Origin of the sequence: Antarcticimicrobium sediminis (genome assembly GCF_004348975.1) — a bacterium.
GTDB classification, from domain to species: Bacteria; Pseudomonadota; Alphaproteobacteria; order Rhodobacterales; family Rhodobacteraceae; genus Antarcticimicrobium; species Antarcticimicrobium sediminis.
In genome coordinates this window covers 157,131-180,980 of record NZ_SMFP01000002.1, presented here as the reverse complement: position 1 = coordinate 180,980, position 23,850 = coordinate 157,131, and the positions used below count along the sequence as shown (strand labels likewise).

The following is a 23,850-nucleotide window of genomic DNA, read 5'->3' as shown; positions in this document are numbered from 1 at the left end:
CGCCGTTAGCTGCTTGCCACGTGATCGCCGCCAATATCGCCAAGCAACTGGAACAGCGCGGCGGTGTTGCTGACGCCGAATTTCCGCAACAACCGCGCCCGGTGCACCTCGACCGTGCGATAGGACAATTCCAGCGTGAGGGCGATTTCCTTGCTGGTCTTGCCCTCGCCCAATAGCGAGAACACCTCGCGCTCGCGGCGGGTCAGCGGCTGATAAGGGCGGGTGTCGGACAGATCCGCGATACTCCAGACCGCGCGGGCCAGCGGCGAATCGGGGGTAAAGGTGTGGCCCCGCACCCGGCACCAGAACAACGCGCCGCCCTTGCGCATCATCACTCGCTCGTCCCAGTACTGGCCGCGCTCCTGCAGGTCGCGCACACCGCGATTGCGGATGTTCACGAATTCCTCCTGACTGGGGTAGAGGATGGCAAAGCTGCTGTCGCGCAGGTCATCGCGGCGATAGCCAAACATCGCGGCAAAGGCGATGTTGCAGTCGCGGATCACCCGGTTCTCGGTCACCACAAGACCGACCGGCGCGTGCGTAAAGGCCAGTTCGACCAAATCGCGGCTGGCGAACAGGCGATCCAGCACCTCTTCGGTCACAGCGCTCATGCATCTTTCTCCATCAATATCAGGTTACACCGCCACGCGGGGCCCTGCAAAGCCCCGCATCGCGGCTCAGCTTTCGCCCAGTGCGCGCCAGCCGATATCGCGGCGATAAAACCCCTCGGGCCAGTCGATGGCCTCGGCCATGGCATAGGCCCGCGCGCGCGCCTCGGCCAGCGTCGCGCCGCGCGCGGTGGCGTCCAGCACCCGGCCCCCATTGGCAAGAATCTTGCCGTCGCGCGCCATGGTCCCGGCGTGAAAGCACATCTCGAAACTGGTCTCGGACAGCGTGTCGAGGCCGCGAATCTCGGTGCCTTTGTCATAGGCACCGGGATAGCCCTTGGCGGCCAGTACCACTGTCATGGCGTGATCGTCGGCCCAGTTCACCCGCGTCTCGGCCAGCCGACCCTCGGCGGCGGCATGCATCAGGTCCATCGCCTGCGCCCCCAACCGCAGCATCAGCGCCTGACATTCCGGGTCGCCGAACCGCACATTGTACTCCACCAGTCGCGGCTGGCCATCCTTGATCATCAACCCCACGTACAGCACGCCCTGATAGGGCGCGCCGCGCTTGACCATCTCGGCCATGGTCGGCTTGACGATCTCGTCCAGCGCCTTTTGCGTCACCGCGTCGCTCATCACCGGGGCCGGGGAATAGGCGCCCATGCCGCCGGTATTGGGGCCGGTGTCGCCCTCGCCCACCCGCTTGTGATCCTGCGCGGTGCCGATCGGCAGCACGGTTTCGCCGTCACACAGCACGAAAAAGGAGGCTTCTTCGCCCTCCATGAATTCCTCGATCACCACCTCGGCCCCGGCGGTGCCAAATTCACCGCCAAACATGTCGTCGATCGCGTCAAGCGCCTGCTCCACGGTCTCGGCGACGATCACCCCCTTGCCGGCGGCCAGCCCATCGGCCTTGACCACAATGGGCGCGCCCTGCGCCGTGACATAGGCTTTCGCGGCCTCGGCATCGGTGAAATGCCCATAGGCGGCGGTCGGCGCCCCGGCCGCATCGCAGATTTCCTTGGTAAAGCTTTTCGACGCCTCCAGCCGTGCAGCCGCCCGGCTTGGCCCGAACACGAGGATACCCGCGTCGCGCAGACGGTCGGCCACGCCCGCCGCCAGCGGCGCCTCGGGGCCGATGATGACGAAATCGATGGTGTTCTCTTCGGCAAAGGTCACGACCGCCGCCCCGTTCTCGATGTCCAGCGCCGCGCAATGGGCGATCTGGGCGATCCCGGCATTGCCCGGCGCCACGATCAGCTTGCCGCATTTGGGGTTCTGCATCACGGCCCATGCCAGCGCATGTTCCCGCCCGCCACCGCCGAGGATAAGGATGTTCATGGGCTCAATTCTCCGTTCTGCTTGGCCTTGCCTGCGCGGCGTTCTAAGCTGGGCGGCGCAGCAGAACAAGCCGACAGATCCCCAAGAAAGACCGAGGCAAGCAAGATGTCCGACCTGATCGACAATCCGACCCCGGGGCAGAACATGCCCGAATACACCGTTTCGGAGATCTCGGGCGAGATCAAGCGCACATTGGAGGGCGGTTTTGGCCGGGTGCGCGTGCGCGGAGAGGTGGGCCGGGTGTTCCGGGCCCGCTCCGGTCATCTCTATTTCGACGTCAAGGATGATCGCAACGTGCTGGCCTGCACCACCTGGAAGGGACAGGTCGCCAGCCTCAGCGTCGAGCCGGAAGAGGGGCTGGAAGTCGTCGTCACCGGCCGCCTCACCGCCTTTGGCGGACAGTCAAAGTACAATCTCAACGTCGACGAGGTGGCTGTCGCCGGTCAGGGTGCACTGATGGCGCTGCTGGAAAAGCGCAAGAAACAGCTCGCCGCCGAGGGGCTGTTCGCGCCAGAGCGCAAGAAACCGCTGCCCTATCTGCCACAGGTCATCGGTGTGGTGACCTCGCCCTCGGGGGCGGTGATCCGCGACATCCTGCACCGGCTGCACGACCGCTTCCCGCGCAAGGTGCTGATCTGGCCGGTCGCGGTGCAAGGCGCAAGCTGCGCCGCAGAGGTGGCCCGCGCCATCGCCGGGTTCAACCAGCTCCAACCCGGCGGCGCGCTGCCACGCCCTGACCTGATCATCGTGGCGCGCGGGGGCGGCTCGGTCGAGGATCTATGGGGCTTCAACGAAGAGATCGTGGCGCGCGCCGCCGCCGCCAGTGACATCCCGCTGATCTCGGCCGTGGGGCACGAAACCGACACCACGCTGATCGACTTTGTCTCGGACATGCGCGCGCCTACCCCTACGGCGGCGGCAGAACTGGCGGTGCCGGTGCGGCTGGAGCTGATGGCCTGGGCCGACACGATGGGCGCGCGGCTGACGCGGGCGACAACCGCCGCACTCGCCCAGCGCCGCCAACGGCTGGGCGATCTCGCCCGCGCGCTACCGCGCGGCGAGGCGCTGCTTGACGGGCCGCGCCAAAGGCTCGACTGGATCGCGGACCGGTTGCCACTGGCGCTGACCAGCGGGGTCCAGCGACGGCGGGTGGCCCTGTCCGAGGTCGCCGGCGGCCTGCGCCCCTCGGCGCTGCGGGCCCTGGTGGCGCGACGCCGCGACCGGCTGAGCGCCGTCCGCCTGACCCCTGCCCCTGTCACCCGCGAGATCGCACAAAAGCGCGACGCCATCACGACCCTCAGCCGTCGGCTGGAATCGGCAGGCCAGCAACGGATTGACCGGCTGCGCCAGCACCTAGATGCCCGCGCCCGGCTGCTGTCCTCGCTTGGCTATCAGGCCACGTTGGATCGGGGCTATGCGGTTGTCTGGGCCGGGGACACCGTGGTGACCCGTCGCGATGAGGCCGCACAGGTCGCCGCCCTCTCGATTCAATTCGCCGACGGTCGCCTTGATGTTGTGCCCACCGACGCGCCAGACGTACCGCCCGCCGCGCAAACCCCGCCCGCGCCCGCCACGCCGCGCAAACGTGCGAAACCGCAAACCCCGCCAGAAACCCCGCCAGACCAGGGCTCGCTGTTCTGATTCTCAGGTCCGAAACGGGCAACCCGCGCCCTTTTTCTGGCCGAAAATACTCCGGGGGGACGCGGCGCCGCCGCGGCGGGGGCAGCGCCCCCTCTCCCGCCAGCCGCTAGACCCCGACCTCTGGGCCGTAACACAGCATCTGCTCGCCAATGTCCTCGGCCTCGTACAATTCGGTTGCCTGCGGGTCGTCCTCGAACCGGGCAATCAATCCGCTCGCCCCATGGGAAAAGGTCCAGCATTGCGGATCAAGCCGATCCTCGTACAGAAAACAGATCTGGCCCGCCTCTTCGTACCAGATGCCATTTTTGCAATTGCCGTCGAGAAACGACCAGATCACCCGCCGCCCATCAAGATAGCGTTCGACCCCATAGGCGGTGCCGCCCGAGCCGTAAAACAGGGTCTTGCCCTTGGTATAGGCATCAAAGGCCTCTGCAGACATCGACGGCGGCGCGGGCGCAGGCGTCTGGGCCAGCGCCGGAAGCGCGGCCAACAGCAGGGCGGGAATCAGGGGACGTAGGTGCATGCGACAAGTCTGGCAGATCATCGGCCCGCTTGCCAATCACACATCATCGCCCCGGCGGCGCTTTGCCATCTGCCCAGCCTCGCGCGCGACGATCCATAACCCGACGCCAAAGCGGCGGAACCAGCGCGATCACCGCCATCACCGGCATCGAACGGGGGAGGATCGGCATCCGCTCGGGGTCAAGCCGCAGCGCCGGAAAGGCGCGACCGGGATTCTGATGATGATCGGAATGGCGTGGCGCGTTCAGCATCAGCGCCGAGGAATACCACTGCGGCGCGTTCCACGAATGCTGCGCACCAGCGGGGGCGATCCGACCGTCGGCTCCAACGCCCCGGCGCAAGCCATAGTGCTGCACGTAATCGGCCAGCAAAAGCTGTGCCTGCGCATAGGCACACAACGCCAACAGCACCGCCACACCGGGTCCTCCTGCCAGCACGCCAGCCAGTGCCAGCGTCACCGCCGCCCCGCCAAGATAGATCACATAGGGGTGCAGCCCCCTCGCCCCCCCGGCACGGCGCGCACGGGCCGCGGTCTCGGCCCGAAGCCCGGCGCGGAAAGACCCGACCCAGGCGCGCAGGAAGAACCGATAGATCCCCTCGCCCAGATACGCCGAATTGGGATCACGCTCTGTCGCCACATGCACATGATGTACCTTGGGATGCGCCGAGGCGTGATGCCCGAACAGCAGCGTGACATAGACCGCGACCCCCAGTCGCCGCAGCCCGCGAGACGAGCGGTGGATCAACTCATGCGCGTTGGGGTGCGACACCTGCCCCAGAAACAGCCCTAGCGCCAGCCCGGTCGCCACAGCACCCGCAGGGCCCAAGACCGGACCCGCGGCGATCGCACGGACCCCAAGCGGCAGCAGCAGCATATGGGCAAACCCAAGCGCGACCGAAAGCCGATTGGCCGCGCGCTCGCCCCCCTCGATCTCGGGCAGCGCCTCTGGCCCCAGCCGGTCGGCCAGCGCCACAAAGACCGTCATATAGGCCAGCGCCAGCGCGGGCCAGACACCGCCCACCAGACAGGCCGCTACGATCAGCACCACGGGCGTCAGGCTGGCGAAGACAAAGCGGAGCATGGCACACCTTTTTTGAGACTGCTTTTTTTAAGACTGCGCCCGATACGGCGGTGATCGCAACTTCCGCCGCTGGCGTCCGGCTGTCAAATCGGCAATGCTGATCTGACTCCAACCGGATCAGAGCCCCGTCGCATGACCGCCTTCGCCTTCGCCCTCACCGCTTGCACCCTGTTCGCCGCCCTGTTTTGTGCGCTGGTCTATCTGCCGCTGGTGGTACAGCCCCCGTCCGCGCTGCGCAGCGCGGACAAGACCGCCGCCGTGGTGCTGCTGGCCGCAGCGGCCGCGCTGATGCAAACCCCGGCGCTTCTGATCTTGGCGCTGGCGCTCTGCGCGCTTGGCGATTGGTGCCTGTCCCGCCCGGGCGAGCGTGCCTTCAGGGCTGGCATCGGGGCCTTTGCCGCCGGGCATCTGGCCTATATCGCGCTGTTCCTGACCCGCGCGGCGGCAGATCCCGGACAGGTGGCGAGCGGGTGGCGGCTGGCCGCGCTGCTCACCCTTGCCCTGTTGGGGGCGATATTGGCAGCCCGGCTCGCCCCGCGCGCCGGTGCGCTGCGCCTGCCGGTGCTGATCTACATCCCGATCATCCTCGGCATGGGGGCCTGCGCGCTGACCCTGCCGCCCACAGGGGCGTTGGCGCTGGTTCTGCCAGCCGCGCTGGCCTTTATCGCCTCGGATCTGGTTCTGGCCAGCCAGATCTTCCTGCTGCCAAAGGACCACCCGCTGTTGGCGGTCGCCCCCTATACGGTCTGGCCGCTGTACTGGGGGGCGCAGGCGGGGTTTCTGGCCGCCTTCGCCCTGCCCATTGCCCTGCCCGCCACCTGATACCGCCGCCTGACAACAGTACCTGAAACGATGCAGCACCCGCGCGCGCCCTTTGCAAGTGGCCGCGATCCGCATTAGGTGGAAAGGGTACCACGCGGAGATTGCCATGGCGTTTTTCTCGAAACTCAAGGATCGACTGTTCCGGTCGTCCTCCAAGCTCGAACAGGGGCTCGATGCGATCGTCGAAGAGGGCGGCGTGGTCGAGGAGCTGGCCGCAGACCAGCCCGAGGCCGAGCCACAACCTGAACCACGGCCCGAGCCGCAGCCCGAACCTCAGGAAGTGCCGCCAGCCCCGGCCGAACCTGCGCCCGCACCGGAACCGGTGCCGGACCCAGAACCGATCCCAGAGCCGGAACCTGTGCCCGAGCCGCAACGCGAGCCCGTGCCAACCCCTGCCGAGCCGCAACGCGAACCGGAACCCGGCCCCGCGCCGCAGCCGGACCCGGAACTTCCCGACGCGCCAGAGCCGACCCAGCCGATGCCGCAGGATCCCGCCCCGCTCGCGCCGCCCGCCGAGATGCCTGCCGAGATGCCGGGGCTCGACATGCCCCTGGAAATCCCCGGCGAAACGCTCAGCAACAGCCCTGGCCTGCTGGGCCGACTGCTGGGGCGCAAGGCCGCGCGCACCGTCACCCGGCGGGTGCTGGATGACGATATGCTGGAGCAGCTCGAAGAGCTGCTGATCAGCGCCGACATGGGCGTGGATACCGCGCTGCGCGTCACCGCCAACCTGGCCGAGGGGCGGTTTGGCAAAAAGGTCTCGACCGACGAGATCAAGCGCCTGCTGGCGCATGAGATCACCCGCATCATGGAGCCCGTGGCCAAGCCAATGCCGCTCTACCCCAAGCGGCCGCAGGTGGTCTTGGTGGTGGGCGTGAACGGCTCGGGGAAGACCACAACCATCGGCAAGCTCGCCAGCCAGTTCAAGGCCGCCGGAAAATCCGTGGTGATCGCCGCTGGCGACACCTTTCGCGCCGCCGCAGTTGAACAGCTTCAGGTCTGGGGTGATCGCGCCGGGGTGCCGGTTCTGACCGCCCCCGAAGGGTCCGACCCCGCCAGCCTCGCGTTCGACGCCATGACCAAGGCACAGGAAGACGGTGCCGACCTGCTGATGATCGACACGGCAGGCCGGTTGCAGAACCGCGCCGACCTGATGGAAGAACTGGCCAAGATCGTCCGGGTGATCCGCAAAAAGGACGAAACCGCGCCGCACAACACGCTGCTGGTGCTGGACGCGACCACCGGGCAGAACGCGCTGAGCCAGGTCGAAATCTTCAAAAAGATTTCCGACGTCAGCGGGCTGGTGATGACCAAGCTCGACGGCACCGCCAAGGGCGGCGTTCTGGTGGCGCTGGCCGACAAATACGGGCTGCCGATCCATGCCATCGGCGTCGGCGAACAGATCGATGATCTCGCCCCGTTCGACCCCGCCGATTTCGCCGCCGCCCTGACCGGGCTGGAGAGCTGATCCCCTTGCCTGTCCCCGCCGCGCTTCTTCTTTGTCCAAATACTCATCTTGCCGCCCGCAGCCCCATGGTCCCCGCGCCAACGGATAGCGCGCGGTGAGCGCTTGGCTGATCTCGCTTGAAGGCACCGAGGCCGGGCATCAGCTCGCCCTCGCGCTGGCCTTGCTTGCGGCGGTTCTGCATGCGGTGTTCGGCGCGCTGCAAAAGGGGCGGCACGATCCGTGGATCAGCCGGGGCGCGATCGACGGGGCCTATGGGCTGATGGCCGCGCCCCTTGCCCTGTTCGTGGTGCCTTGGCCGGCCCCGAATCTGTGGCCGATCCTCGCCGGGGCCTGGGTCATCCACACCTGCTACAAGCTGTTGCAGGCGCAGGCCTATACCAAAGGGGCCTATACCGTGGTCTACCCGGTGGTGCGCGGCACCGGGCCGTTGTTCGCGGTGATCGGCGCTTGGTTGATCTTTGACGAGGTCTTCGCGCCGCTGCAGTGGCTGGGGGTCGCCGTGCTGCTGTCGGGGATTTTCGGCCTTGCCTTGTACAATCTGATTTTCCTGACCGCCGCGCGCGACACGCTGGTGCCAGCGCTGGGGCTGGCGGCGATCACCGGGCTGTTCGTGGCGCTGTACACCACCTATGACGCCTATGGCATCCGTGCTGCCGCCGACCCGTTCACCTTTCTCGCCTGGTTCTTCCTGATCGACGGAATCGCCATGCCGGTGCTGGCCACCATGCGCCTGCGCAGCATGGCCGTGCGCCCCGCCCCGGGGCCGCTGATCCTGCGCGGGGTCGCGGGCGGTCTGGTGGCGTTCCTGAGCTTTGGCTCGATCATGCTGGCGACCCGGCTCGACAAGGTGGGCGAGGCCGCAGTCCTGCGCGAGACCTCGACCGTGTTTGCCGCGCTGATCGGCTGGCTGGTGCTGAAAGAAACCGTAGGACCGCGACGGATCGCCCTAATGGGGTTGATCGCGCTCGGCGCGGTGATAGTTGAGATAGGCGGCTGAGGAGAGCACGATGAGCGAAAAGAAAGACGTCAACCCGATCCTGCGACAGGTTCTGGAACTGGGCCCGCCCGTGGTCTTTTTCGTGATTTACCTGAAATTGCGCGACGAGAGTTTCACCTTTGCCGGCACCGAATATTCCGGGTTCATCGTGGCCACGGTTCTGTTCGTGCCGCTGATGCTGGGGGCGATGGCAATCCTGTGGCACCTGACCGGGAAACTCAGCCGGATGCAGATATTGACCGCCTTCATGGTGATCTTCTTTGGCGGGCTGACCGCCTGGTTCAACGATGAGCGGTTCTTCAAGATGAAGACCACGATCGTTTATGGCATCTTCGCCGCGCTGTTGGGGCTGGGCCTGCTACGGGGGCGGTCCTATCTGGCCTATGTGATGGCCGACATGCTGCCGATGAAAGAGGTGGGATGGATGATCCTGACCCGGCGGCTTTGCTTTGGGTTCGCGTTTCTGGCCGGCGCCAATGAAATCGTCTGGCGCACCCTGTCGACCGATCTGTGGGTCAAGATCGAGACCTTTGGCTTTCCCATCATCCTGTTCCTGTTCCTGTGGTGGCAGGTGATGGGGTTGCAGAAGTACCTGATCGACCCGGCTGACAGCGATTTGTAACGAACGGATTTTCTCTGGCGGGGCCGTTTGATAGCCTCGCCGCGACACCATCTCAGGACGCCGCAGCCATGCCCTTTTTCTCCCTTCCCGAAAGTGGCTTTCTTTCGGTCGCGTCAGATGATCTGAAACGGATGCTGGCCGCGCAGGCGGTGCCGGTCGAGTTGGCCGCAGGAGATGTGCTGTTCGAACAGGGCACACCGGGCGACTCGCTCTATGCGATTCTGCAGGGGCAGATGGAATTCTCGATCCTGTCGGCAAATGGGCGAAAGCTCGCGCTTGACCTGATGGGGCCGGGCGCGGTGTTTGGTGAGATCACGCTGTTCGATCCCGGCCCGCATACGGCAACTGTCACCGCGCTGACACCGGCCCGGTTGCTGCGGGTGCGTCATGCGGATGTTCTGGACAAGATCCACCACCCCCCGGATCTGGCCGACGACATGATCCGGCTGGCGGGCCAACGGATGCGCTGGATGGGGCGGCAGTTGAACGAACAGGTGTTTCTGCCGCTCGCGACCCGGTTGGCGCGGCGCCTGCTGCACCTGGGTGAGGTGACCGGTGGCGCACAAAGCGGCGCGGTGGGAATGTCGCAGGCGGAACTGGCTGAATTCGTCGGTGCCACCCGCGAGGCGGTGTCAAAGACCCTGTCGAACTGGCGCGAGGCTGGCATAATCCAGACCGGGCGTGGCGGTGTGACCATCCATGACCCCTGCGCGTTGCGAGCCTTGGCCGATCTGGACGCGTTCTGATCGCCACCGGGGCCGGACCCGCAGCGCAAAAATGGTAAATCTGTGATCTACTTTACAGACGCAGCCCCGAGTCTCTGCGACTCTAAGCCGTGGCGGGATATACCGACCGAAAGAGCCTGTCCCCCCAAGGTCAGTCTCCCGGTCTTTCCGCCAAGACAGCGACCGGCCGCCCATCCGGTGTTTTATTGGTCGGTCGAGTACGAGCCATGTGTCCCAACACATGGCTCGTTTTTTTTTGCTACTCGCCTTTTTCGGCCGCGATCCGTCGTTCCAACCCGACCGGGCCAATCGTCAGGGCATGACCACCGCAGCGCCGGAGATGCGGGCGATCTGGGCGAGGATCTCTTTCAACACACCGGTCTGACCCTTTTTCAGATCCTTGATCTGAAGCCGCAGCGTTTCGCGCCCGCCCTCGGGGATCATGTCGTCCTCGTATTTCTTCTTGAGGTCATGGACCTGATCCGACCAGATTTGCGCCTGCCGTTCTGAAAACTGCAACGTCGGGCTTTGAATGCCACAGGCCTTCAGGTCGTCAACACAGCGTTTCGCCAGCTTGTTCGCGTTCGTTATGTGCTTGCTGTAGCGCTTGCTGGCATTCTCGATCTTCTTGACGCTGGTCTTGTGCCGTTTGAGCTCATATTCGCATTGTTCGCGAAAATTGGTCAGTTCGCCGTATATCCCGCTGAGTTCGCCAAGCTTTTTCTTGAAATCGGCGAACTGCTTTGGGTTCATGCGCGGGAAAGTAAAATCGGTCGGCGCGCTTAGAACCGTGTCGGCCGTCGGCGCGATTTTCCGGTATTTCGCGTTATAGCCTTTCTTGACGATTTTTTGGTGGCTTGGCTTTGGCCAGCCGAAGGTTTTCAACACATCGGTGGCGGCAAAGCCTTTTGGAATACGCTCTATTCTCAAATACTCATTGACCATATTGTTACCTTTCAAGGGCTTGCGCTTCAAAGCGGACATCCCCGGGGAGCGAACCCTTGCACCAGTGTTCTCTGATCAAGGCAATTAAGCAACCGGCTTGGCGTTTCCGGGCGGACCGCGGACCTGTTCATCAGCCCATGTCCCGCCCCCTGATTGCCCTGACGTGCCCCTGAGAAAGGTCGCCGAATCGCGGTCTCCGCACTGTTCCTTCGCAATGCAAAGGCCCCTTCCTAGCCCTGCCCTGAGCCAAGCGAAAAAACAACGTCGCGCAACGAAAAAGGCCGGGCGATCCGCCCGGCCTTTCCCCAGAATTTCTGGTACGATCAGTCTGTGGTGAGGCCCAGCGCGACAAAGCGCGGCTCGCCAGCGCGACGGATCAGCAGCAGCAGCGATTTGCGCCCAGCTTCCTTTGCCGCCGCGATGCGCTCTTCAAGATCCGCACTCGACGTGACCTTCTGCTGGCCCGCCTCGGTGATCAGATCCCCGGCGCGCAGCCCCTTTTCAAAGGCTTCGCTGGATTCATCCACGTTCATCACCACCAGCCCCTCCATACCGTCGGGAATGCTCAACTCCTTGCGCATCTCGTCGGTGGGCGGGGTCAGGGTCAGGCCCAGTAGTTCTGTCTTGCTCGGCTCCGGGGCGTCGCCACCGTCCATTGCGGCGGGTACGGCACGTTCGGCCTCTTCACGGCGGCCCAGCGTGACCAAAAGGGTCTTTGTGGCCCCCTCGCGGAACACCACCACGCGCACGGCCTTGCCGACGGTGGTATTGCCGACCTGTTTGACCAGACCACGGGTGTCCTTCACGTCCTTGCCGTCAAAGCTGATGATCACGTCGCCCGACAACAGGCCCGCCTCCATCGCGGGGCCCTCTGGCACATCGGTGATCAACGCGCCTTCGGCTTTGGCGAGATTGATCGCCTCGGCCACGTCATCGGTCACGTCCTGGATCCGCACACCCAGCCAGCCGCGACGGGTCTCGCCATATTCGCGCAACTGCGCGGTGACCTTGCTGACCACGTTGGAGGCCATCGAGAAACCGATCCCAATCGAGCCCCCATTGGGGCTGAGGATCGCGGTGTTCACGCCGATCACCTCGCCGTCGAGATTGAACAGCGGTCCGCCCGAGTTACCCCGGTTGATCGCCGCGTCGGTCTGGATGTAGTCGTCATAGGTGCCGCTCAGCGCCCGGTTGCGGGCCGAGACGATGCCAACGGTGACAGAGAACCCTTGCCCCAGCGGGTTGCCCATGGCCATGACCCAATCGCCCACGCGGGCGGTATCGCTGTCGCCAAAGGGAACAAAGGCGAGCGGTTTGTCCGCCTTGACCTTGAGCAGCGCGATATCAGTATTGGGATCGGTGCCGACGACTTCGGCTTTCATTTCCTCGCCATCGAAGAACTCGATCTGAATCTCGTCAGCGCCTTCGATCACGTGGTTGTTGGTAACCACATAGCCATCCTCGGAGATGACAAAGCCCGAGCCCAGCGCCGAGGAGCGGCGCGGGCGATCCTTGCCCTTGTCTCCGTTGCGGTCCTGAAACTCCTTGAAGAAATCCTCAAACGGGGAGCCATCGGGAACGATGCCCTGAGGGCCGGTGCGGCCCTCGACAAGTGTTGTGGTGGTGATGTTGACAACCGCCGGGCTGATCTTTTCGGCCAGCGGCGCGAGGCTCTCGGGCCTGGCTTGGGCAAGCGCCACCTGCGCCAGCACAAAGATCATGGTCAAAACGGTCAGTCCGATCAGCCGCATACGGGTGATCGGGCCGGCCTGCCCGTTCGGATATGTGAGTGCCTTTGGCTGCAACTGCTTGCCTCCTTGTCAAAGCGTGCGTTGATTCGAAACCCGCGCCCCAAGCTTTTCCCGAAGCGTGTGTCTCGTTCGGATATGTAGTTGCTCATCCCGAACCCGCAACGAGTGTTGCACGCAATCAACTCTATGTGAAAGGCGCGTGAGCGATATTGCCGCTGCGAATGCGAAAAACCGGCGGCGCGCCGCGCATCTGGGACGCACAGCGGGACCGCAGGGGCGCAGGACGGGGAAAGGATGGGGAAAAAGGACGGGGACGCAGGCCAGCTGAGGCCCGTTCGATCCGTTGGTTCCGACAGACCACGCGCCGCCCCGGTCGGGGCGGCGTCATCGCGTATCACTGCACGGTCTTGATCACTGCACGGTCTTGATTAGCGCCCGGTCTTGATCACTGCTCGTCCTTGTTCGCATCTGGGTCGGCCTGACCGACGCCGCGAAAGATGAACTTGAACGGCAGCGCCCAGAGCAGCCCCAGCACCACATAGACGATCAGCTCGACCAGCATCGAGGGTCGGTCAATCCAGCTTATCAGCGTGACCGCAGCCACGATATAGGCCGGCATCCCGACCAGCAGGATCACCAGCGCCCAACGGCGGCGGGCCTTGTAGCTGAGTCGGGGTGTGTCGGACATTGTGGCGGCCTCAATCTGCAAAGGGATCGGTGACGAGGATGGTATCCTCGCGCTCGGGCGAGGTGGACAGCAGCGCAACCGGGCACTGGATCAGCTCTTCGATATGGCGCACGTATTTGATCGCGTTCGCCGGCAGGTCGTTCCACGAACGCGCCCCTTCGGTCGATTCGCTCCAGCCCGGCACCTCTTCGTAGATGGGCACGCAGCGGGCCTGTTGGTCGGCCGCCGTCGGCAGGTAATCCAGCTGTTTGCCGTCGAGATCATAGCCGATGCAGATCTTGAGCGTCTCGAACCCGTCCAGCACATCAAGTTTGGTCAGGGCAATGCCGTTGACGCCGGAGACGGCGCAGGTCTGGCGCACCAGCGCGGCATCGAACCAGCCGCAGCGGCGTTTGCGGCCGGTCACGGTGCCGAACTCATGGCCCCGTTCGCCCAGACGCTGACCATCGTCATCGTCGAGCTCGGTCGGGAACGGGCCTTCGCCCACGCGGGTGGTATAGGCTTTGACGATGCCAAGGACGAAATCGATGGCCCCCGGTCCCATCCCGGTGCCCGCCGCCGCCTGCCCGGCGATGACGTTGGACGAGGTGACAAAGGGATAGGTCCCGAAGTCGATGTCCAACAGCGCGCCCTGCGCGCCCTCGAACAGGATGCGCTTGCCGGCGCGGCGCTTCTCGTTCAGCACCTTCCAGACCGGGGCGGCATATTGCAGGATCTGGGGCGCGATCTCGTTCAGCATGGCGATCAGCGCATCCCGGTCGATCGGCTCCTGCCCCAGACCGGAGCGCAGGGCGTTGTGATGCACCAGCGCGCGATCCACGCGCAGTTCAAGCGTGGCCTTGTCGGCCAGATCGGCGACGCGGATTGCACGGCGCCCGACCTTGTCCTCATAACACGGCCCGATGCCGCGCCCGGTGGTGCCGATCTTGGCGACCGAGTTCTGTGCCTCACGCGCGCGGTCCAACTCGCCATGAAACGGCAGAATCAGCGGCGTGTTCTCGGCGATCATCAGCGTCTCGGGGGTGATCACCACGCCCTGTTCGCGAATCTTTTCGATTTCGGTGACCAGATGCCAAGGGTCCAGCACCACGCCGTTGCCGATCACGCTAAGCTTGCCACCGCGCACCACGCCGGACGGCAGCGCGTTCAGCTTGAAGACCTCGCCATCAACGACCAGCGTATGGCCTGCGTTGTGCCCGCCCTGAAACCGCGCAATCACATCGGCACGTTCGCTGAGCCAATCAACGATCTTGCCTTTTCCTTCGTCGCCCCACTGGGCGCCGACCACGACGACATTGGCCATATCCGGTCCTTAGCTGCGTTGTTCAAACCCGCGTCGGTATAGCGATGCCAAGGCCGCAGGAAAACCGGTATTTCGACGCAGCACCGCTTGGGGCTGGACAACGCCCCCCGCTTTGGTCAACTTTGCGTCCACCTCAACACTGACGGGATAGAGCGATGGGCCTGTTTCTGCGCTGGATGTTTGCCTTTATCCTGATTGCGCTGACCTACAACCCGACCCAGTGGAACTATATTCGCTGGTCAATGGCGAATTACGGCTCTTTTCTCTCTTTGACCGTGCTGATGGGGCTGGTCCTGCTGATCGGCTACATCGTTTATCTGCGTGCGACCCTGCGCTCGATCGGGGGAGTCGGGATGGCTCTGGTCCTCGCCGTGGTGCTGGCGCTGCTTTGGGTGCTGACGGATTTCGGACTGCTGGCCCTGAGCAACCGCGACCTGAACGTCTGGCTGGGCATATTGGCGCTGTCGGCGGTTCTGGGGATCGGGCTGGGCTGGAGCCATGTGCGCCGTCAACTGTCGGGCCAAGCCGATATCGACGACATCGACGAATAGAACGGCACGAACACCGGGCGCCTCGTAAACCAAGGGGCGCACCGGTGTTTCCTCAGTATCGCTCCGCTACAATCACACCCCGTCGGGCAGATGCACCGGATCCCCGTGCGGGGTCGCAAGATAGGCCGCCTCCCAGGCATCGCGCAGGCGCTGTACGTCTTGCGGTGCGGCTTGCCCCAGATCGACCAGCAGCGATTCGAGCGTTTCCAGCCAAGCGTTGAAGTAATCGTCGCCGCCGTCGAGCTGCTTTTCCAACCCATGGCGCACCAGCGTTTGCGAGAATCGCGCGGTCCACTCCGGCCAGTCGAAATGCCCCGCCTCGTTCAGAGAGACGGTCAGTGCAAAGACCTGCCCATGCCAAGGCTGGGTGAAAACGGGTTCGGGGGACGTGGCCCCGGTGGTTTGATCGCTCATGCCGGCTCCAGATAGGATTGCCACAGATCAAGGGTGACCTCATCGCGCGGATTCTCGGGCGCGGCCCAAAGCTCGCCCGCCGGGAACACCACCGTGTAAAGCGGCTCGGGGGCCTCGCCCAGCCCGTGGGCATGGGCATCGGGCAGCACATGCGCGCCATGACAGCGCAGCACAGCCCCCACCGCACCGGCAGCATAGGCCGGCAGGCGGGTGTGGCCGCCATCGACCAGCCGGTTGGCGGCAGGGCGCAATGTGCGCACCCGCTGACCCGGGGCAAAGGCAGGGACCCCGTCAAAGGGCCGGTCCGTCGGCCCGCCCGTGGCAAACGCCGCCGCAACATTTTCCGCCTTGAGCGCCCGATCGGCCAGCGCAGGACGGCTCTCATCGCCCTGCCCGCGCAGATCGTCTGCGCTCAACACCCCGGTCTCAACCAGCAGATTGGCCAAGGCGGCGGTCCATTTCTCGAAATAGGAAAACCCGGCATAATCTTTTGGGGCCAGTCGCTCGCGCGCATGCCGCGACATGTCCAGATTCCACTGTCCCAGCGCGCCAGCGGCCAGCGTGACCGCTAGGGCCCGCGCATGCCAGTCCTGTTCAAAGACAGGATCGTCGGGGGCGCCGGGATTGATCGGCCCGTCGCCAAAGCGTCCGCCCATGTCATGCACGCGGGTCATGCGCCGGGGCTCCGTGCCAAGCCGGTGCCCACCATGCTGTCGCGGGTCACCAGACGGGCCAGATCATCGACGCCCATCCCCTCGGTGCCCTCGGGGCGGCGGGGAATCACCAGATAGCGAACCTCGGCGGTCGAATCCCAGACCCGCACGGCGGTCTCGTCTGGCAGGGTGACACCGAATTCGGCCAGCACCTTGCGCGGCTCGCGCACCGCGCGCGAGCGGTAGGCATCGGATTTGTACCACGCCGGCGGAATCCCCAGCAGCGGCCACGGATAGCAACTGCACAGGGTGCAAACGACCATGTTGTGCTGTGTGGCGGTGTTCTCGACCGCGATCACATGTTCGCCCTGACGCCCGAAAAAGCCGAGATCGGCCACCACCGGCGTCGCGTCCTGCAACAAGGCGGCGCGAAACTCCGGATCGGCCCAAGCGCGGGCAACCACCTGCGCGCCATTCCGCGGGCCGATGCGATTCTGATAGGTATCGATGATCTCGTCCAGCGCGGCGGGCTCGATCAGCCCCTTGCGCGCCAACAAGGTTTCCAGCGCCCGCACCCGCAGCGCCGGATCAGGCGGCAGCAGGGCATGCGGGTCGTCGTGGTCGTGGTCATGGTGATCATGTGGCATGGCGACAGATTGCCCCCGGTCGCCCCGATTTGTCCAGTCCGCAGCGCCGCGCGAGCCGCCATCGTCAAACTGACTGCTTGCCCCCCGCGACAAACTTGCCTACACACCCGGCGACACCGGGAAAGCGCTGCAGGAACTCATGGAAAACGTCGTCCTTATTATCCACCTTCTCCTGGCCGTCGGCCTGATCGCCGTGGTATTGCTGCAACGCTCCGAAGGCGGTGGGCTGGGCATGGGCGGCGGTGGCGGTGGCGCCATGAGCGGCCGCGCGGCAGCAACCGCGCTGGGCCGGGTCACCTGGGTTCTGGCGGCGGGCTTTATCGTCACCTCGATCCTGATGACCATCATCGCCGCCGAGAAATCGGCAGGCACCTCGGTGATCGACCGGTTGGGCAACGCCCCCGCCGCCGTGGAAGACACCGGCGACGGCGCCCCGGCGCTGCCAGCAGGCGAAGATCTGCTTCCCCCGGCCGCAGGGGACAACGCACCGCTGGTGCCGCGCGCCGACTAAACCACTACAACTAGAAAACAGGAGGAGAACCGCAACAGCATCTTGCGGTTCTCTTGCGTATGAGTTGCGAATCCTGTTACCATGAAGTCCCGTGATGCTGCGGTTTTTTGACCGCCCGGGCATCCGAAATACAGGCAATCACGGGGGCAGCCGAAAATGGCGCGTTTCATCTTCATCACCGGCGGGGTTGTATCCTCTCTTGGCAAGGGGCTGGCATCGGCGGCGCTGGGGGCGCTGCTGCAATCACGTGGCTTCTCGGTACGCCTGCGTAAGCTGGACCCCTATCTGAACGTCGATCCGGGCACGATGAGCCCGTTTGAGCATGGCGAGGTCTTTGTCACCGATGACGGTGCCGAGACCGATCTGGATCTGGGCCACTACGAACGCTTCACCGGGGTCGCGGCGCGCAAGACCGACTCGGTCAGTTCCGGGCGCATCTATTCCAACGTGTTGGAAAAGGAACGGCGCGGCGATTATCTGGGCAAGACCATTCAGGTGATCCCCCACGTCACCAACGAGATCAAGGATTTCATCCACATCGGCGAGGATGAGGTCGATTTCATGCTTTGCGAAATTGGCGGCACCGTCGGCGATATCGAAGGGCTGCCGTTTTTCGAGGCGATCCGCCAATTCAGTCAGGAACAGCCGCGCGGCCAGTGCCTGTTCATGCACCTGACCCTGTTGCCCTTCATCAAGGCCTCGGGCGAGCTGAAAACCAAGCCGACCCAGCACTCCGTGAAAGAGCTACGCTCGATCGGGTTGGCCCCCGATATTCTGGTCTGCCGCTCCGAAGGGCCGATCCCGCAGAAAGAGCGCGAAAAGCTGGCCCTGTTCTGCAACGTGCGCCCCGATGCGGTGATCGCCGCGCAAGATCTGAAATCCATCTATGAGGCGCCGCTCGTCTATCATGGCGAAGGGCTGGATCAGGCGGTTCTTGATGCCTTTCAGATCAGCCCGGCACCGCGCCCCGAGCTGAGCCGCTGGGAAGATGTGGCGGATCGCATCAACAACCCCGAGGGCGACGTCAAGATCGCCATCGTCGGCAAATACACCCAGTTGGAAGACGCCTATAAGTCGATCGCCGAGGCGCTGACTCATGGCGGCATGGCCAACCGGGTCAAGGTCGCGGTGGAATGGGTCGATGCCGAGATCTTCGACACCGAGGATCCCGCCCCCTATCTGGAAGAGTTCGACGCGATTCTGGTGCCCGGCGGCTTTGGCGAGCGTGGCACCGAGGGCAAGATCAAGGCGGCGCAATTCGCCCGCGAGCGCAAGGTGCCCTATCTGGGCATCTGTCTGGGCATGCAGATGGCGGTGATCGAAGCGGCGCGCAACGTCGCTGGCGTCACCACCGCCGGCTCTGAGGAATTCGACCACGAGGCCGGCAAGAAACGGTTCGAGCCGGTGGTCTATCACCTCAAGGAATGGGTGCAGGGCAACTACAAGGTCAAGCGCAGCGCCAATGACGACAAGGGCGGCACCATGCGGCTGGGTGCCTATGACGCGGTGCTGAAAGAGGGCTCCAAGGTGGCGCAGATCTATGGCTCCACCAAGATCGAGGAACGCCACCGCCACCGCTATGAAGTCGACATCAAATACCGCGACCAGCTGGAGGCCTGCGGGCTGTGCTTTACCGGCATGTCCCCCGATGGTCGGCTGCCGGAAATCGTGGAATGGGCCGATCACCCATGGTTCATCGGGGTTCAGTTCCACCCGGAGCTGAAGTCGAAACCCTTTGATCCGCACCCGCTGTTCAAGGATTTCGTCCGCGCCGCGAAAGAAAGCTCGCGGCTGGTGTAAGCCAAACGTAAAGACCCGATCAGACAAAACGCCCCGGAGAAGATCCGGGGCGTTTTGTTATTCGGACACGATAAAAAGCGACCTCGTGACAGGGCCCTTTCCCGCCCGCTTGTGCGGATCCAGTGCAAAATCCCGCAGATCCCTCTTGCGCAATCTGCCTGACACCTCACCATAGGTCTCCCCAACCCCGGCCCCGCCATGCGCCTGATTGCCTTGCTCCTCGCCCTTTCGACCAGCGCCGCCACGGCGCAAGAGGTGGTGCCGGTACCTTACGGCGATCTCGAAACCCTCGCCCCGCATCTGGTCAATTTCGACCGGCTGCCGGCGAAACGCTATCCCGGCTATAATTTCGATCACGGCGTCGCCTTTCCCGGCGGCTATCTGGGCGAAGCGTTCCGGGGGCAAAGCGTCGAGGCCGAGCGAATCGACGATGGTGGCCCTCACGACGTGCTGCACGGGGCCCCCGCCGCGCCGCTGGCGATCCGCCCCGGTTCGCCGGGTCAAGTGGTAAGCCTGTCGCAGCATGAAGGGTTCGGGAGCATGGCGCTTTATCCGCTCGGGGCCTTGGGTCAACCGGATCCGCTGGCCCGGGGCGAGGGCGCGATGGCGGTGCTGTTACATCAGGACGCCTGTGCCGTGGGGCTGCGTATTCATACCGAATTCACCAATGCGCTCGGGCTCAAGACCCGCCACCGGGGCCTTGTGACCCTGACCCTCTATGCCCGAGACGGCACCCTTCTGGCCCGGGTGCCGCAGGTCCTGCCCGATGGCATCACGGAGCACGCGCTGTTCGATCCCGCCGCCCGCATCGCCGGGATGACGGTGGAAAACCGCGACCCGGGTGGCATCGCGCTGGACGATCTTCGCTTTGGTTGTCCGGCTCTCACCGGATAAGCGGCCAATCGGCTTGCCAACCGCGCGCCCCGACGGCAAAGTTCGGGCATCAATCAAGGAGAGCAGACTATGGCAAAAGGCTATTGGGTGGGCCATGTGGATGTACGCAATCCAGAGGTTTACGAACACTACCGGGACGCCAACGCCGTGCCCTTTGCCGAGTATGGGGCGCGCTTTCTGGTGCGCGGCGGAAAACAGGAGACCCGCGAAGGATCGGTGCGCAAACGCACCGTGGTGATTGAATTTGACAGCTACGACAAAGCGGTGGCCTGTTACGACAGCGCCGGGTATCAGGCAGCAAAAGAAATTCGCGCGGCAGTGTCCACTGGCGATCTGGTAATTGTCGAAGGCTACGACGGCTAGGACAGGCTTGGCGCACCTGAGAATTACGGATAGGATTTGGCCATGTTGAAAAAGCTGTTCCAATCGTTTCGCCCGGTCGAACAGACCGCCTTGCCCGACCCGGATGCCGAACTGGCGCTCGGGGCGCTGCTGGTGCGGGTGGCGCTTGCGGACCGCGACTATCAGGTCGAAGAGATCAGCCTGATCGACCGCATCCTTGCACGGCTGTATCAGCACAATGCGATCGAGGCCGCCAAGGTGCGCGCGACCTGCGAAAAACTGCACGCCGCCGCCCCGGAGACCGACACCTTTGGCAAGCTGATCCGCGAAACCACCGGGCTGGAAGAGCGGCTGGCCGCCATGGAGGCGCTGTGGGAAGTGGTGCTGGCAGATGGCGCGCAGAAGGAAGGCGAGCTGAAGATCATCGAAGAGGCGCGCAAGGCCATGGGGCTCAGCGTTGCCGACAGCGCCGCCGCGCGCGACCGGATCCAGGCCCGAATTTGACGCCCGAATCTGACACCCAACACTAACGCCCGAAGAAGACGCGCGAATATGACGCGCGATTGCGTCCCACCTGCGCCCTTGGCGTTCAGGTGCCACGGATATATATCGCGGTCATGTTCCAAGATTTCCTCTCCCGGCTGATCCGGCCCGAGCCCGCCCCGCTTTCCGACGATGACGCACGACTGGCGCTGACCGCGCTGTTGGTGCGTGTCGCGCGCTCCGATCATGACTATGCCATTTCGGAGCGTGACCGGATCGACCGGGTAACCAGCGCACGCTATGGGCTCTCGCCGTTCGAGGCCACCGGCCTGCGCAGCCGCGCCGAGACGTTGGAATCCGAGGCCCCGGATACCGTCCGTTTTACCCGCGCCATCAAGGATGCCGTTCCCTACGAGGACCGCCGCGCCGTGGTCGAGGCCGCCTGGTCGGTGGTGCTGGCCGATGGCGAACGGGCGCAGGAAGAGGATGCGTTGCTGCGGCTGGTCGCGAACCTGCTGGGCGTGAACGACCGTGATTCGGCGCTGGCACGGCAAAGGGCCGCCGGGGTGTGATCGCCTGGCTGGGCATGTATGACATGGCCCCGCTGCGCGCCGCCAACGATAGATACTGGAGCGCGATCCGCAGCGCGCTGGGATATGGCCCAAGGGCGTTAAACCGTGACGACGACGCTTGGGCGGTGTGGCAATCGGCTGCGCTGCTTCTGGCCCAGACCTGTGGCCTGCCCTATCGCAGCCAGTTGCACCGGAGCGTCACGCTGGTCGCCACCCCGGATTACGGCCTGCCGGGCTGCCCGCCGGGGCACTACACCTCTGTGATCGTGGTGCGACAGGAGGCGACAGGCGACGCGCCAGAGGCCTTCGCCGGTGGAACGCTGGCCTATAGCGAGGCGCTGTCGCACTCGGGCTGGGCCGCACCCGTGACGTTTTTCGCCGCCCGTGGTCTGCGCTTTGACCGGCTACTGCAGACCGGGTCACATGCGGCCTCGGTCTATGCGGTCGCTGCGGGGCGCGCCGATATCGCCGGGATCGATGCGCTCACATGGGAACTTCTGCGCGCATATGATCCGGTCTCGGCGCGGCTGCGCGTGATCGCCACCACGGCGCCCACCCCAGCCCTGCCCTATATCACCGCCGCCGGGCGCGACCCGGCACCGCTGCGCCGGGCGCTGCGTCAGGCCGTCGCATCCCTATCTGCCGCCGACCGTGCCGCCCTGCACCTGCGCGGGATCGAGACGCTGCCCGCCAGCGCCTATCTGGCGGTGCCGACACCGCCGGCCCCGGGCGTCTGACGTCCCGGGCAAACGGCCCCCGAAACGCCGCTGAAACGGCTTGACCCTTGGTCAATTTGGCGAAATTGCCCCGCCGTCCGGCGCATTGAAAGTTGCATTGCGCAAAAATCTCGGCCCTACTACCGTTCTGACACTGCAACCAAAACCGGAACCACCGTGGCCCAACACACGCCCGTCATCGAGATTCGCGACCTGCACAAAAGCTATGGCGAGCTGGAGGTGCTCAAGGGCGTCGACATCACCGCCCACAAGGGCGACGTCGTTTCGCTGATCGGCTCGTCAGGGTCGGGCAAGTCCACGTTGCTGCGCTGCGCCAACCTGCTGGAGGACAGCCAACAAGGCGATATCGTGTTCAAGGGCGAGCCGGTGAAATGGAAAGGCGGCGGCCTGCATCGTCGCCCGGCGGACCCGCATCAGGTACTGCGCATTCGCACCAACCTGTCGATGGTGTTCCAGCAGTTCAACCTGTGGGCCCATATGAGCATCCTGCAAAACGTGATGGAGGCGCCGCTGACCGTGCTCGACCGCCCCCGCGACGAGGTCGATCACGCCGCACGCAAATATCTCGACAAGGTGGGGATCGGCGACAAATGTGACGCCTATCCGGCACAACTTTCCGGTGGCCAGCAACAGCGCGCCGCAATCGCCCGCGCCCTGTGCATGGAGCCCGAGGCGCTGTTGTTTGACGAGCCGACCAGCGCGCTTGACCCGGAACTGGAACAGGAAGTGGTGCGGGTGATCAAGGATCTGGCCTCCGAGGGGCGCACCATGATCATCGTCACCCACGATATGAATATGGCCCATGACGTGTCCGACCACGTGGTGTTCCTGCACCAGGGCCTGATCGAGGAACAAGGCCCGCCCGAAACGCTGTTCGGTGCGGCCAAATCAGAACGCCTGCGGGGATTCCTGTCCTCGACAACCCACGCGACGTGACCGTGAAAAAAACCAAGACCAAAAAAGGGAGTATCCAAATGAAAAAACTGCTTCTTGCCACCGCCGCCCTTGCGCTCAGCGCCGGGATGGCCTCTGCCGAAACCATTCGTCTGGGCACCGAAGGCGCCTATGAGCCGTGGAACTATATCAACGACAAGGGCGAGGTTGACGGCTTCGAACGCGAGCTGGGCGATGAGCTGTGCAAACGTACCGAGCTGACCTGTGAATGGGTCACCAACGAATGGGATTCGATCATTCCCAACCTCGTCTCGGGCAACTATGACGCAATCATCGCCGGCATGAGCATCACCGCCGAACGCGCAGAGGTGATCGACTTTACCACCAACTACACCCCGCCGGACCCCTCGGCCTATCTGGCGATGACGCCCGATGTGGATGTCGAAAGCGCGGTGATCTCGGCGCAGACCAGCACCATTCAGGCCTCTTTCGTGGCCGAGCATGGCTGGACGCTGGTTGAATTCGCCACGCCCGAGGAAACCATTGCCGCCGTGCGCAATGGCGAGGCAGATGCAGTGCTGGCCGACAAATCCTATCTGGCGCCCTTTGCCGCAGAAGAGGACGATCTGGTTTTGCTGGAGCGTGAAGAACAGATCGGCGGCGGCGTCGGTATGGGCTTTCGCAAATCCGACACCGAGCTGAAGGCCAAATTCGACGCGGCCATCCAGTCGATGAAAGACGATGGCACCCTGAACGCGTTGATCGCGAAATGGGAAGTGGCCAGCACGTTCTGATCACCTTCTGATCCATCTTAACGCCCACCCCCGGACTCTATCG

The 23,850-nt window shown here is 64.4% G+C and carries 27 protein-coding genes; 16 read left to right on the top strand and 11 right to left on the bottom strand.

What is annotated here, in order from left to right; translation table 11 throughout:
- Positions 1-5 precede the first annotated feature (5 nt).
- Positions 6-611 carry a LuxR C-terminal-related transcriptional regulator gene (locus E1B25_RS04190; RefSeq protein ID WP_132827416.1) on the bottom strand — a complete coding sequence of 202 codons (606 nt, stop codon included), beginning with the start codon at positions 609-611 and terminating at the stop codon, positions 6-8.
- A gap of 66 nt (positions 612-677) precedes the next feature.
- Positions 678-1,949 (bottom strand): phosphoribosylamine--glycine ligase, encoded by a 1,272-nt coding sequence (purD, locus tag E1B25_RS04185; protein WP_132827415.1) that lies wholly within the window; start codon positions 1,947-1,949, stop codon positions 678-680.
- Between the two features lie 105 nt (positions 1,950-2,054).
- On the opposite strand from purD, the gene xseA reads away from it, so the two are divergent.
- Positions 2,055-3,590, top strand: coding sequence for an exodeoxyribonuclease VII large subunit (gene xseA / locus E1B25_RS04180; RefSeq protein ID WP_132827414.1), 1,536 nt, complete (start codon positions 2,055-2,057; stop codon positions 3,588-3,590).
- Positions 3,591-3,696: 106 nt separating this feature from the next.
- On the opposite strand, the gene E1B25_RS04175 is transcribed toward xseA, so the two are convergent.
- Together E1B25_RS04175 and E1B25_RS04170 are read right to left on the bottom strand one after the other, a co-directional pair.
- A complete protein-coding gene (locus E1B25_RS04175; RefSeq protein WP_165937547.1) occupies positions 3,697-4,113 on the bottom strand; it encodes a hypothetical protein in 417 nt (138 codons plus the stop codon).
- 43 nt (positions 4,114-4,156) lie between these two features.
- Entirely contained in the window at positions 4,157-5,194 is a 1,038-nt protein-coding gene (locus E1B25_RS04170) for an alkane 1-monooxygenase (RefSeq protein WP_132827413.1), read from the bottom strand.
- Positions 5,195-5,326: 132 nt separating this feature from the next.
- Here E1B25_RS04170 and E1B25_RS04165 point away from each other — a divergent pair, with 132 nt between their 5' ends.
- The 5 genes from E1B25_RS04165 to E1B25_RS04145 all read left to right on the top strand — a co-directional run bounded on the left by E1B25_RS04165 (position 5,327) and on the right by E1B25_RS04145 (position 9,849).
- Entirely contained in the window at positions 5,327-6,016 is a 690-nt protein-coding gene (locus E1B25_RS04165; RefSeq protein WP_132827412.1) for a lysoplasmalogenase family protein, read from the top strand.
- 106 nt (positions 6,017-6,122) lie between these two features.
- Entirely contained in the window at positions 6,123-7,484 is a 1,362-nt protein-coding gene (gene ftsY, locus E1B25_RS04160) for a signal recognition particle-docking protein FtsY (protein WP_132827411.1), read from the top strand.
- 94 nt (positions 7,485-7,578) lie between these two features.
- Complete coding sequence (locus E1B25_RS04155; RefSeq protein ID WP_132827410.1) at positions 7,579-8,481, top strand: EamA family transporter; 903 nt, start codon at positions 7,579-7,581, stop codon at positions 8,479-8,481.
- A 10-nt stretch (positions 8,482-8,491) separates the two neighbouring features.
- Positions 8,492-9,103, top strand: coding sequence for an inner membrane-spanning protein YciB (locus E1B25_RS04150; RefSeq protein ID WP_132827409.1), 612 nt, complete (start codon positions 8,492-8,494; stop codon positions 9,101-9,103).
- Positions 9,104-9,171: 68 nt separating this feature from the next.
- Positions 9,172-9,849: a Crp/Fnr family transcriptional regulator gene (locus tag E1B25_RS04145; protein WP_132827408.1), complete on the top strand. Its 678-nt coding sequence runs from the start codon at positions 9,172-9,174 to the stop codon at positions 9,847-9,849.
- A 291-nt stretch (positions 9,850-10,140) separates the two neighbouring features.
- Here the strand turns inward: E1B25_RS04145 and E1B25_RS04140 are convergent, their stop codons facing one another.
- The 4 genes from E1B25_RS04140 to E1B25_RS04125 all read right to left on the bottom strand — a co-directional run bounded on the left by E1B25_RS04140 (position 10,141) and on the right by E1B25_RS04125 (position 14,515).
- Positions 10,141-10,773, bottom strand: coding sequence for a hypothetical protein (locus tag E1B25_RS04140; RefSeq protein WP_132827407.1), 633 nt, complete (start codon positions 10,771-10,773; stop codon positions 10,141-10,143).
- A 323-nt stretch (positions 10,774-11,096) separates the two neighbouring features.
- A complete protein-coding gene (locus E1B25_RS04135; RefSeq protein ID WP_132827719.1) occupies positions 11,097-12,524 on the bottom strand; it encodes a DegQ family serine endoprotease in 1,428 nt (475 codons plus the stop codon).
- A gap of 445 nt (positions 12,525-12,969) precedes the next feature.
- Positions 12,970-13,212 carry a DUF2842 domain-containing protein gene (locus tag E1B25_RS04130; protein WP_132827406.1) on the bottom strand — a complete coding sequence of 81 codons (243 nt, stop codon included), beginning with the start codon at positions 13,210-13,212 and terminating at the stop codon, positions 12,970-12,972.
- A gap of 10 nt (positions 13,213-13,222) precedes the next feature.
- Entirely contained in the window at positions 13,223-14,515 is a 1,293-nt protein-coding gene (locus tag E1B25_RS04125; protein ID WP_132827405.1) for an adenylosuccinate synthase, read from the bottom strand.
- 155 nt (positions 14,516-14,670) lie between these two features.
- On the opposite strand from E1B25_RS04125, the gene E1B25_RS04120 reads away from it, so the two are divergent.
- The gene (locus tag E1B25_RS04120; protein WP_132827404.1) at positions 14,671-15,066 is read left to right on the top strand and encodes a DUF6524 family protein; all 396 of its coding nucleotides are present in this window, start codon (positions 14,671-14,673) and stop codon (positions 15,064-15,066) included.
- A gap of 72 nt (positions 15,067-15,138) precedes the next feature.
- Here E1B25_RS04120 and E1B25_RS04115 read toward each other — a convergent pair whose 3' ends face one another.
- The 3 genes from E1B25_RS04115 to nthA are packed head-to-tail and all read right to left on the bottom strand — an operon-like array spanning position 15,139 to position 16,780.
- Positions 15,139-15,480: a nitrile hydratase accessory protein gene (locus E1B25_RS04115; RefSeq protein WP_132827403.1), complete on the bottom strand. Its 342-nt coding sequence runs from the start codon at positions 15,478-15,480 to the stop codon at positions 15,139-15,141.
- Positions 15,477-16,154 carry a nitrile hydratase subunit beta gene (gene nthB, locus E1B25_RS04110; RefSeq protein WP_132827402.1) on the bottom strand — a complete coding sequence of 226 codons (678 nt, stop codon included), beginning with the start codon at positions 16,152-16,154 and terminating at the stop codon, positions 15,477-15,479. Before nthB ends, E1B25_RS04115 begins: the two co-directional genes overlap by 4 nt.
- Complete coding sequence (gene nthA / locus E1B25_RS04105) at positions 16,151-16,780, bottom strand: nitrile hydratase subunit alpha (protein ID WP_132827401.1); 630 nt, start codon at positions 16,778-16,780, stop codon at positions 16,151-16,153. The genes nthB and nthA overlap by 4 nt, the downstream gene beginning before the upstream one ends.
- Positions 16,781-16,919: 139 nt before the next feature.
- Between nthA and secG the strand changes: the two genes are divergently transcribed.
- From secG to E1B25_RS04060, 9 genes are all read left to right on the top strand, one after another.
- Positions 16,920-17,291, top strand: coding sequence for a preprotein translocase subunit SecG (gene secG, locus E1B25_RS04100; protein WP_132827400.1), 372 nt, complete (start codon positions 16,920-16,922; stop codon positions 17,289-17,291).
- A 156-nt stretch (positions 17,292-17,447) separates the two neighbouring features.
- Complete coding sequence (locus tag E1B25_RS04095; RefSeq protein ID WP_132827399.1) at positions 17,448-19,091, top strand: CTP synthase; 1,644 nt, start codon at positions 17,448-17,450, stop codon at positions 19,089-19,091.
- A 198-nt stretch (positions 19,092-19,289) separates the two neighbouring features.
- Positions 19,290-19,985 (top strand): hypothetical protein, encoded by a 696-nt coding sequence (locus tag E1B25_RS04090; protein WP_132827398.1) that lies wholly within the window; start codon positions 19,290-19,292, stop codon positions 19,983-19,985.
- 69 nt (positions 19,986-20,054) lie between these two features.
- Positions 20,055-20,348: a DUF1330 domain-containing protein gene (locus E1B25_RS04085; RefSeq protein WP_132827397.1), complete on the top strand. Its 294-nt coding sequence runs from the start codon at positions 20,055-20,057 to the stop codon at positions 20,346-20,348.
- 42 nt (positions 20,349-20,390) lie between these two features.
- The gene (locus E1B25_RS04080; RefSeq protein ID WP_132827396.1) at positions 20,391-20,831 is read left to right on the top strand and encodes a tellurite resistance TerB family protein; all 441 of its coding nucleotides are present in this window, start codon (positions 20,391-20,393) and stop codon (positions 20,829-20,831) included.
- Positions 20,832-20,944: 113 nt separating this feature from the next.
- Entirely contained in the window at positions 20,945-21,382 is a 438-nt protein-coding gene (locus tag E1B25_RS04075; RefSeq protein ID WP_132827395.1) for a tellurite resistance TerB family protein, read from the top strand.
- Positions 21,379-22,119 carry a phosphate/phosphite/phosphonate ABC transporter substrate-binding protein gene (locus E1B25_RS04070; protein WP_132827394.1) on the top strand — a complete coding sequence of 247 codons (741 nt, stop codon included), beginning with the start codon at positions 21,379-21,381 and terminating at the stop codon, positions 22,117-22,119. The genes E1B25_RS04075 and E1B25_RS04070 overlap by 4 nt, the downstream gene beginning before the upstream one ends.
- Positions 22,120-22,275: 156 nt before the next feature.
- Positions 22,276-23,055 (top strand): ABC transporter ATP-binding protein, encoded by a 780-nt coding sequence (locus E1B25_RS04065; RefSeq protein ID WP_132827393.1) that lies wholly within the window; start codon positions 22,276-22,278, stop codon positions 23,053-23,055.
- 38 nt (positions 23,056-23,093) lie between these two features.
- Entirely contained in the window at positions 23,094-23,807 is a 714-nt protein-coding gene (locus tag E1B25_RS04060) for a transporter substrate-binding domain-containing protein (protein WP_132827392.1), read from the top strand.
- The last annotated feature ends 43 nt before the right edge of the window (positions 23,808-23,850 follow it).

Bases quoted from the DNA above. Each gene is read 5' to 3' on its own strand.
- E1B25_RS04170 (WP_132827413.1), bottom strand. From the start codon at position 5,194: ATGCTCCGCTTTGTCTTCGCCAGCCTGACGCCCGTGGTGCTGATCGTA.
- E1B25_RS04120 (WP_132827404.1), top strand. From the start codon at position 14,671: ATGGGCCTGTTTCTGCGCTGGATGTTTGCCTTTATCCTGATTGCGCTG.
- secG (WP_132827400.1), top strand. From the start codon at position 16,920: ATGGAAAACGTCGTCCTTATTATCCACCTTCTCCTGGCCGTCGGCCTG.
- ftsY (WP_132827411.1), top strand. From the start codon at position 6,123: ATGGCGTTTTTCTCGAAACTCAAGGATCGACTGTTCCGGTCGTCCTCC.
- E1B25_RS04130 (WP_132827406.1), bottom strand. From the start codon at position 13,212: ATGTCCGACACACCCCGACTCAGCTACAAGGCCCGCCGCCGTTGGGCG.
- E1B25_RS04060 (WP_132827392.1), top strand. From the start codon at position 23,094: ATGAAAAAACTGCTTCTTGCCACCGCCGCCCTTGCGCTCAGCGCCGGG.
- xseA (WP_132827414.1), top strand. From the start codon at position 2,055: ATGTCCGACCTGATCGACAATCCGACCCCGGGGCAGAACATGCCCGAA.
- E1B25_RS04150 (WP_132827409.1), top strand. From the start codon at position 8,492: ATGAGCGAAAAGAAAGACGTCAACCCGATCCTGCGACAGGTTCTGGAA.
- E1B25_RS04175 (WP_165937547.1), bottom strand. From the start codon at position 4,113: ATGCACCTACGTCCCCTGATTCCCGCCCTGCTGTTGGCCGCGCTTCCG.
- E1B25_RS04085 (WP_132827397.1), top strand. From the start codon at position 20,055: ATGGCAAAAGGCTATTGGGTGGGCCATGTGGATGTACGCAATCCAGAG.
- E1B25_RS04075 (WP_132827395.1), top strand. From the start codon at position 20,945: ATGTTCCAAGATTTCCTCTCCCGGCTGATCCGGCCCGAGCCCGCCCCG.
- E1B25_RS04165 (WP_132827412.1), top strand. From the start codon at position 5,327: ATGACCGCCTTCGCCTTCGCCCTCACCGCTTGCACCCTGTTCGCCGCC.
- E1B25_RS04190 (WP_132827416.1), bottom strand. From the start codon at position 611: ATGAGCGCTGTGACCGAAGAGGTGCTGGATCGCCTGTTCGCCAGCCGC.
- E1B25_RS04135 (WP_132827719.1), bottom strand. From the start codon at position 12,524: ATGCGGCTGATCGGACTGACCGTTTTGACCATGATCTTTGTGCTGGCG.
- E1B25_RS04095 (WP_132827399.1), top strand. From the start codon at position 17,448: ATGGCGCGTTTCATCTTCATCACCGGCGGGGTTGTATCCTCTCTTGGC.
- purD (WP_132827415.1), bottom strand. From the start codon at position 1,949: ATGAACATCCTTATCCTCGGCGGTGGCGGGCGGGAACATGCGCTGGCA.
- E1B25_RS04090 (WP_132827398.1), top strand. From the start codon at position 19,290: ATGCGCCTGATTGCCTTGCTCCTCGCCCTTTCGACCAGCGCCGCCACG.
- nthB (WP_132827402.1), bottom strand. From the start codon at position 16,154: ATGACCCGCGTGCATGACATGGGCGGACGCTTTGGCGACGGGCCGATC.
- nthA (WP_132827401.1), bottom strand. From the start codon at position 16,780: ATGCCACATGATCACCATGACCACGACCACGACGACCCGCATGCCCTG.
- E1B25_RS04115 (WP_132827403.1), bottom strand. From the start codon at position 15,480: ATGAGCGATCAAACCACCGGGGCCACGTCCCCCGAACCCGTTTTCACC.
- E1B25_RS04140 (WP_132827407.1), bottom strand. From the start codon at position 10,773: ATGGTCAATGAGTATTTGAGAATAGAGCGTATTCCAAAAGGCTTTGCC.
- E1B25_RS04125 (WP_132827405.1), bottom strand. From the start codon at position 14,515: ATGGCCAATGTCGTCGTGGTCGGCGCCCAGTGGGGCGACGAAGGAAAA.
- E1B25_RS04080 (WP_132827396.1), top strand. From the start codon at position 20,391: ATGTTGAAAAAGCTGTTCCAATCGTTTCGCCCGGTCGAACAGACCGCC.
- E1B25_RS04145 (WP_132827408.1), top strand. From the start codon at position 9,172: ATGCCCTTTTTCTCCCTTCCCGAAAGTGGCTTTCTTTCGGTCGCGTCA.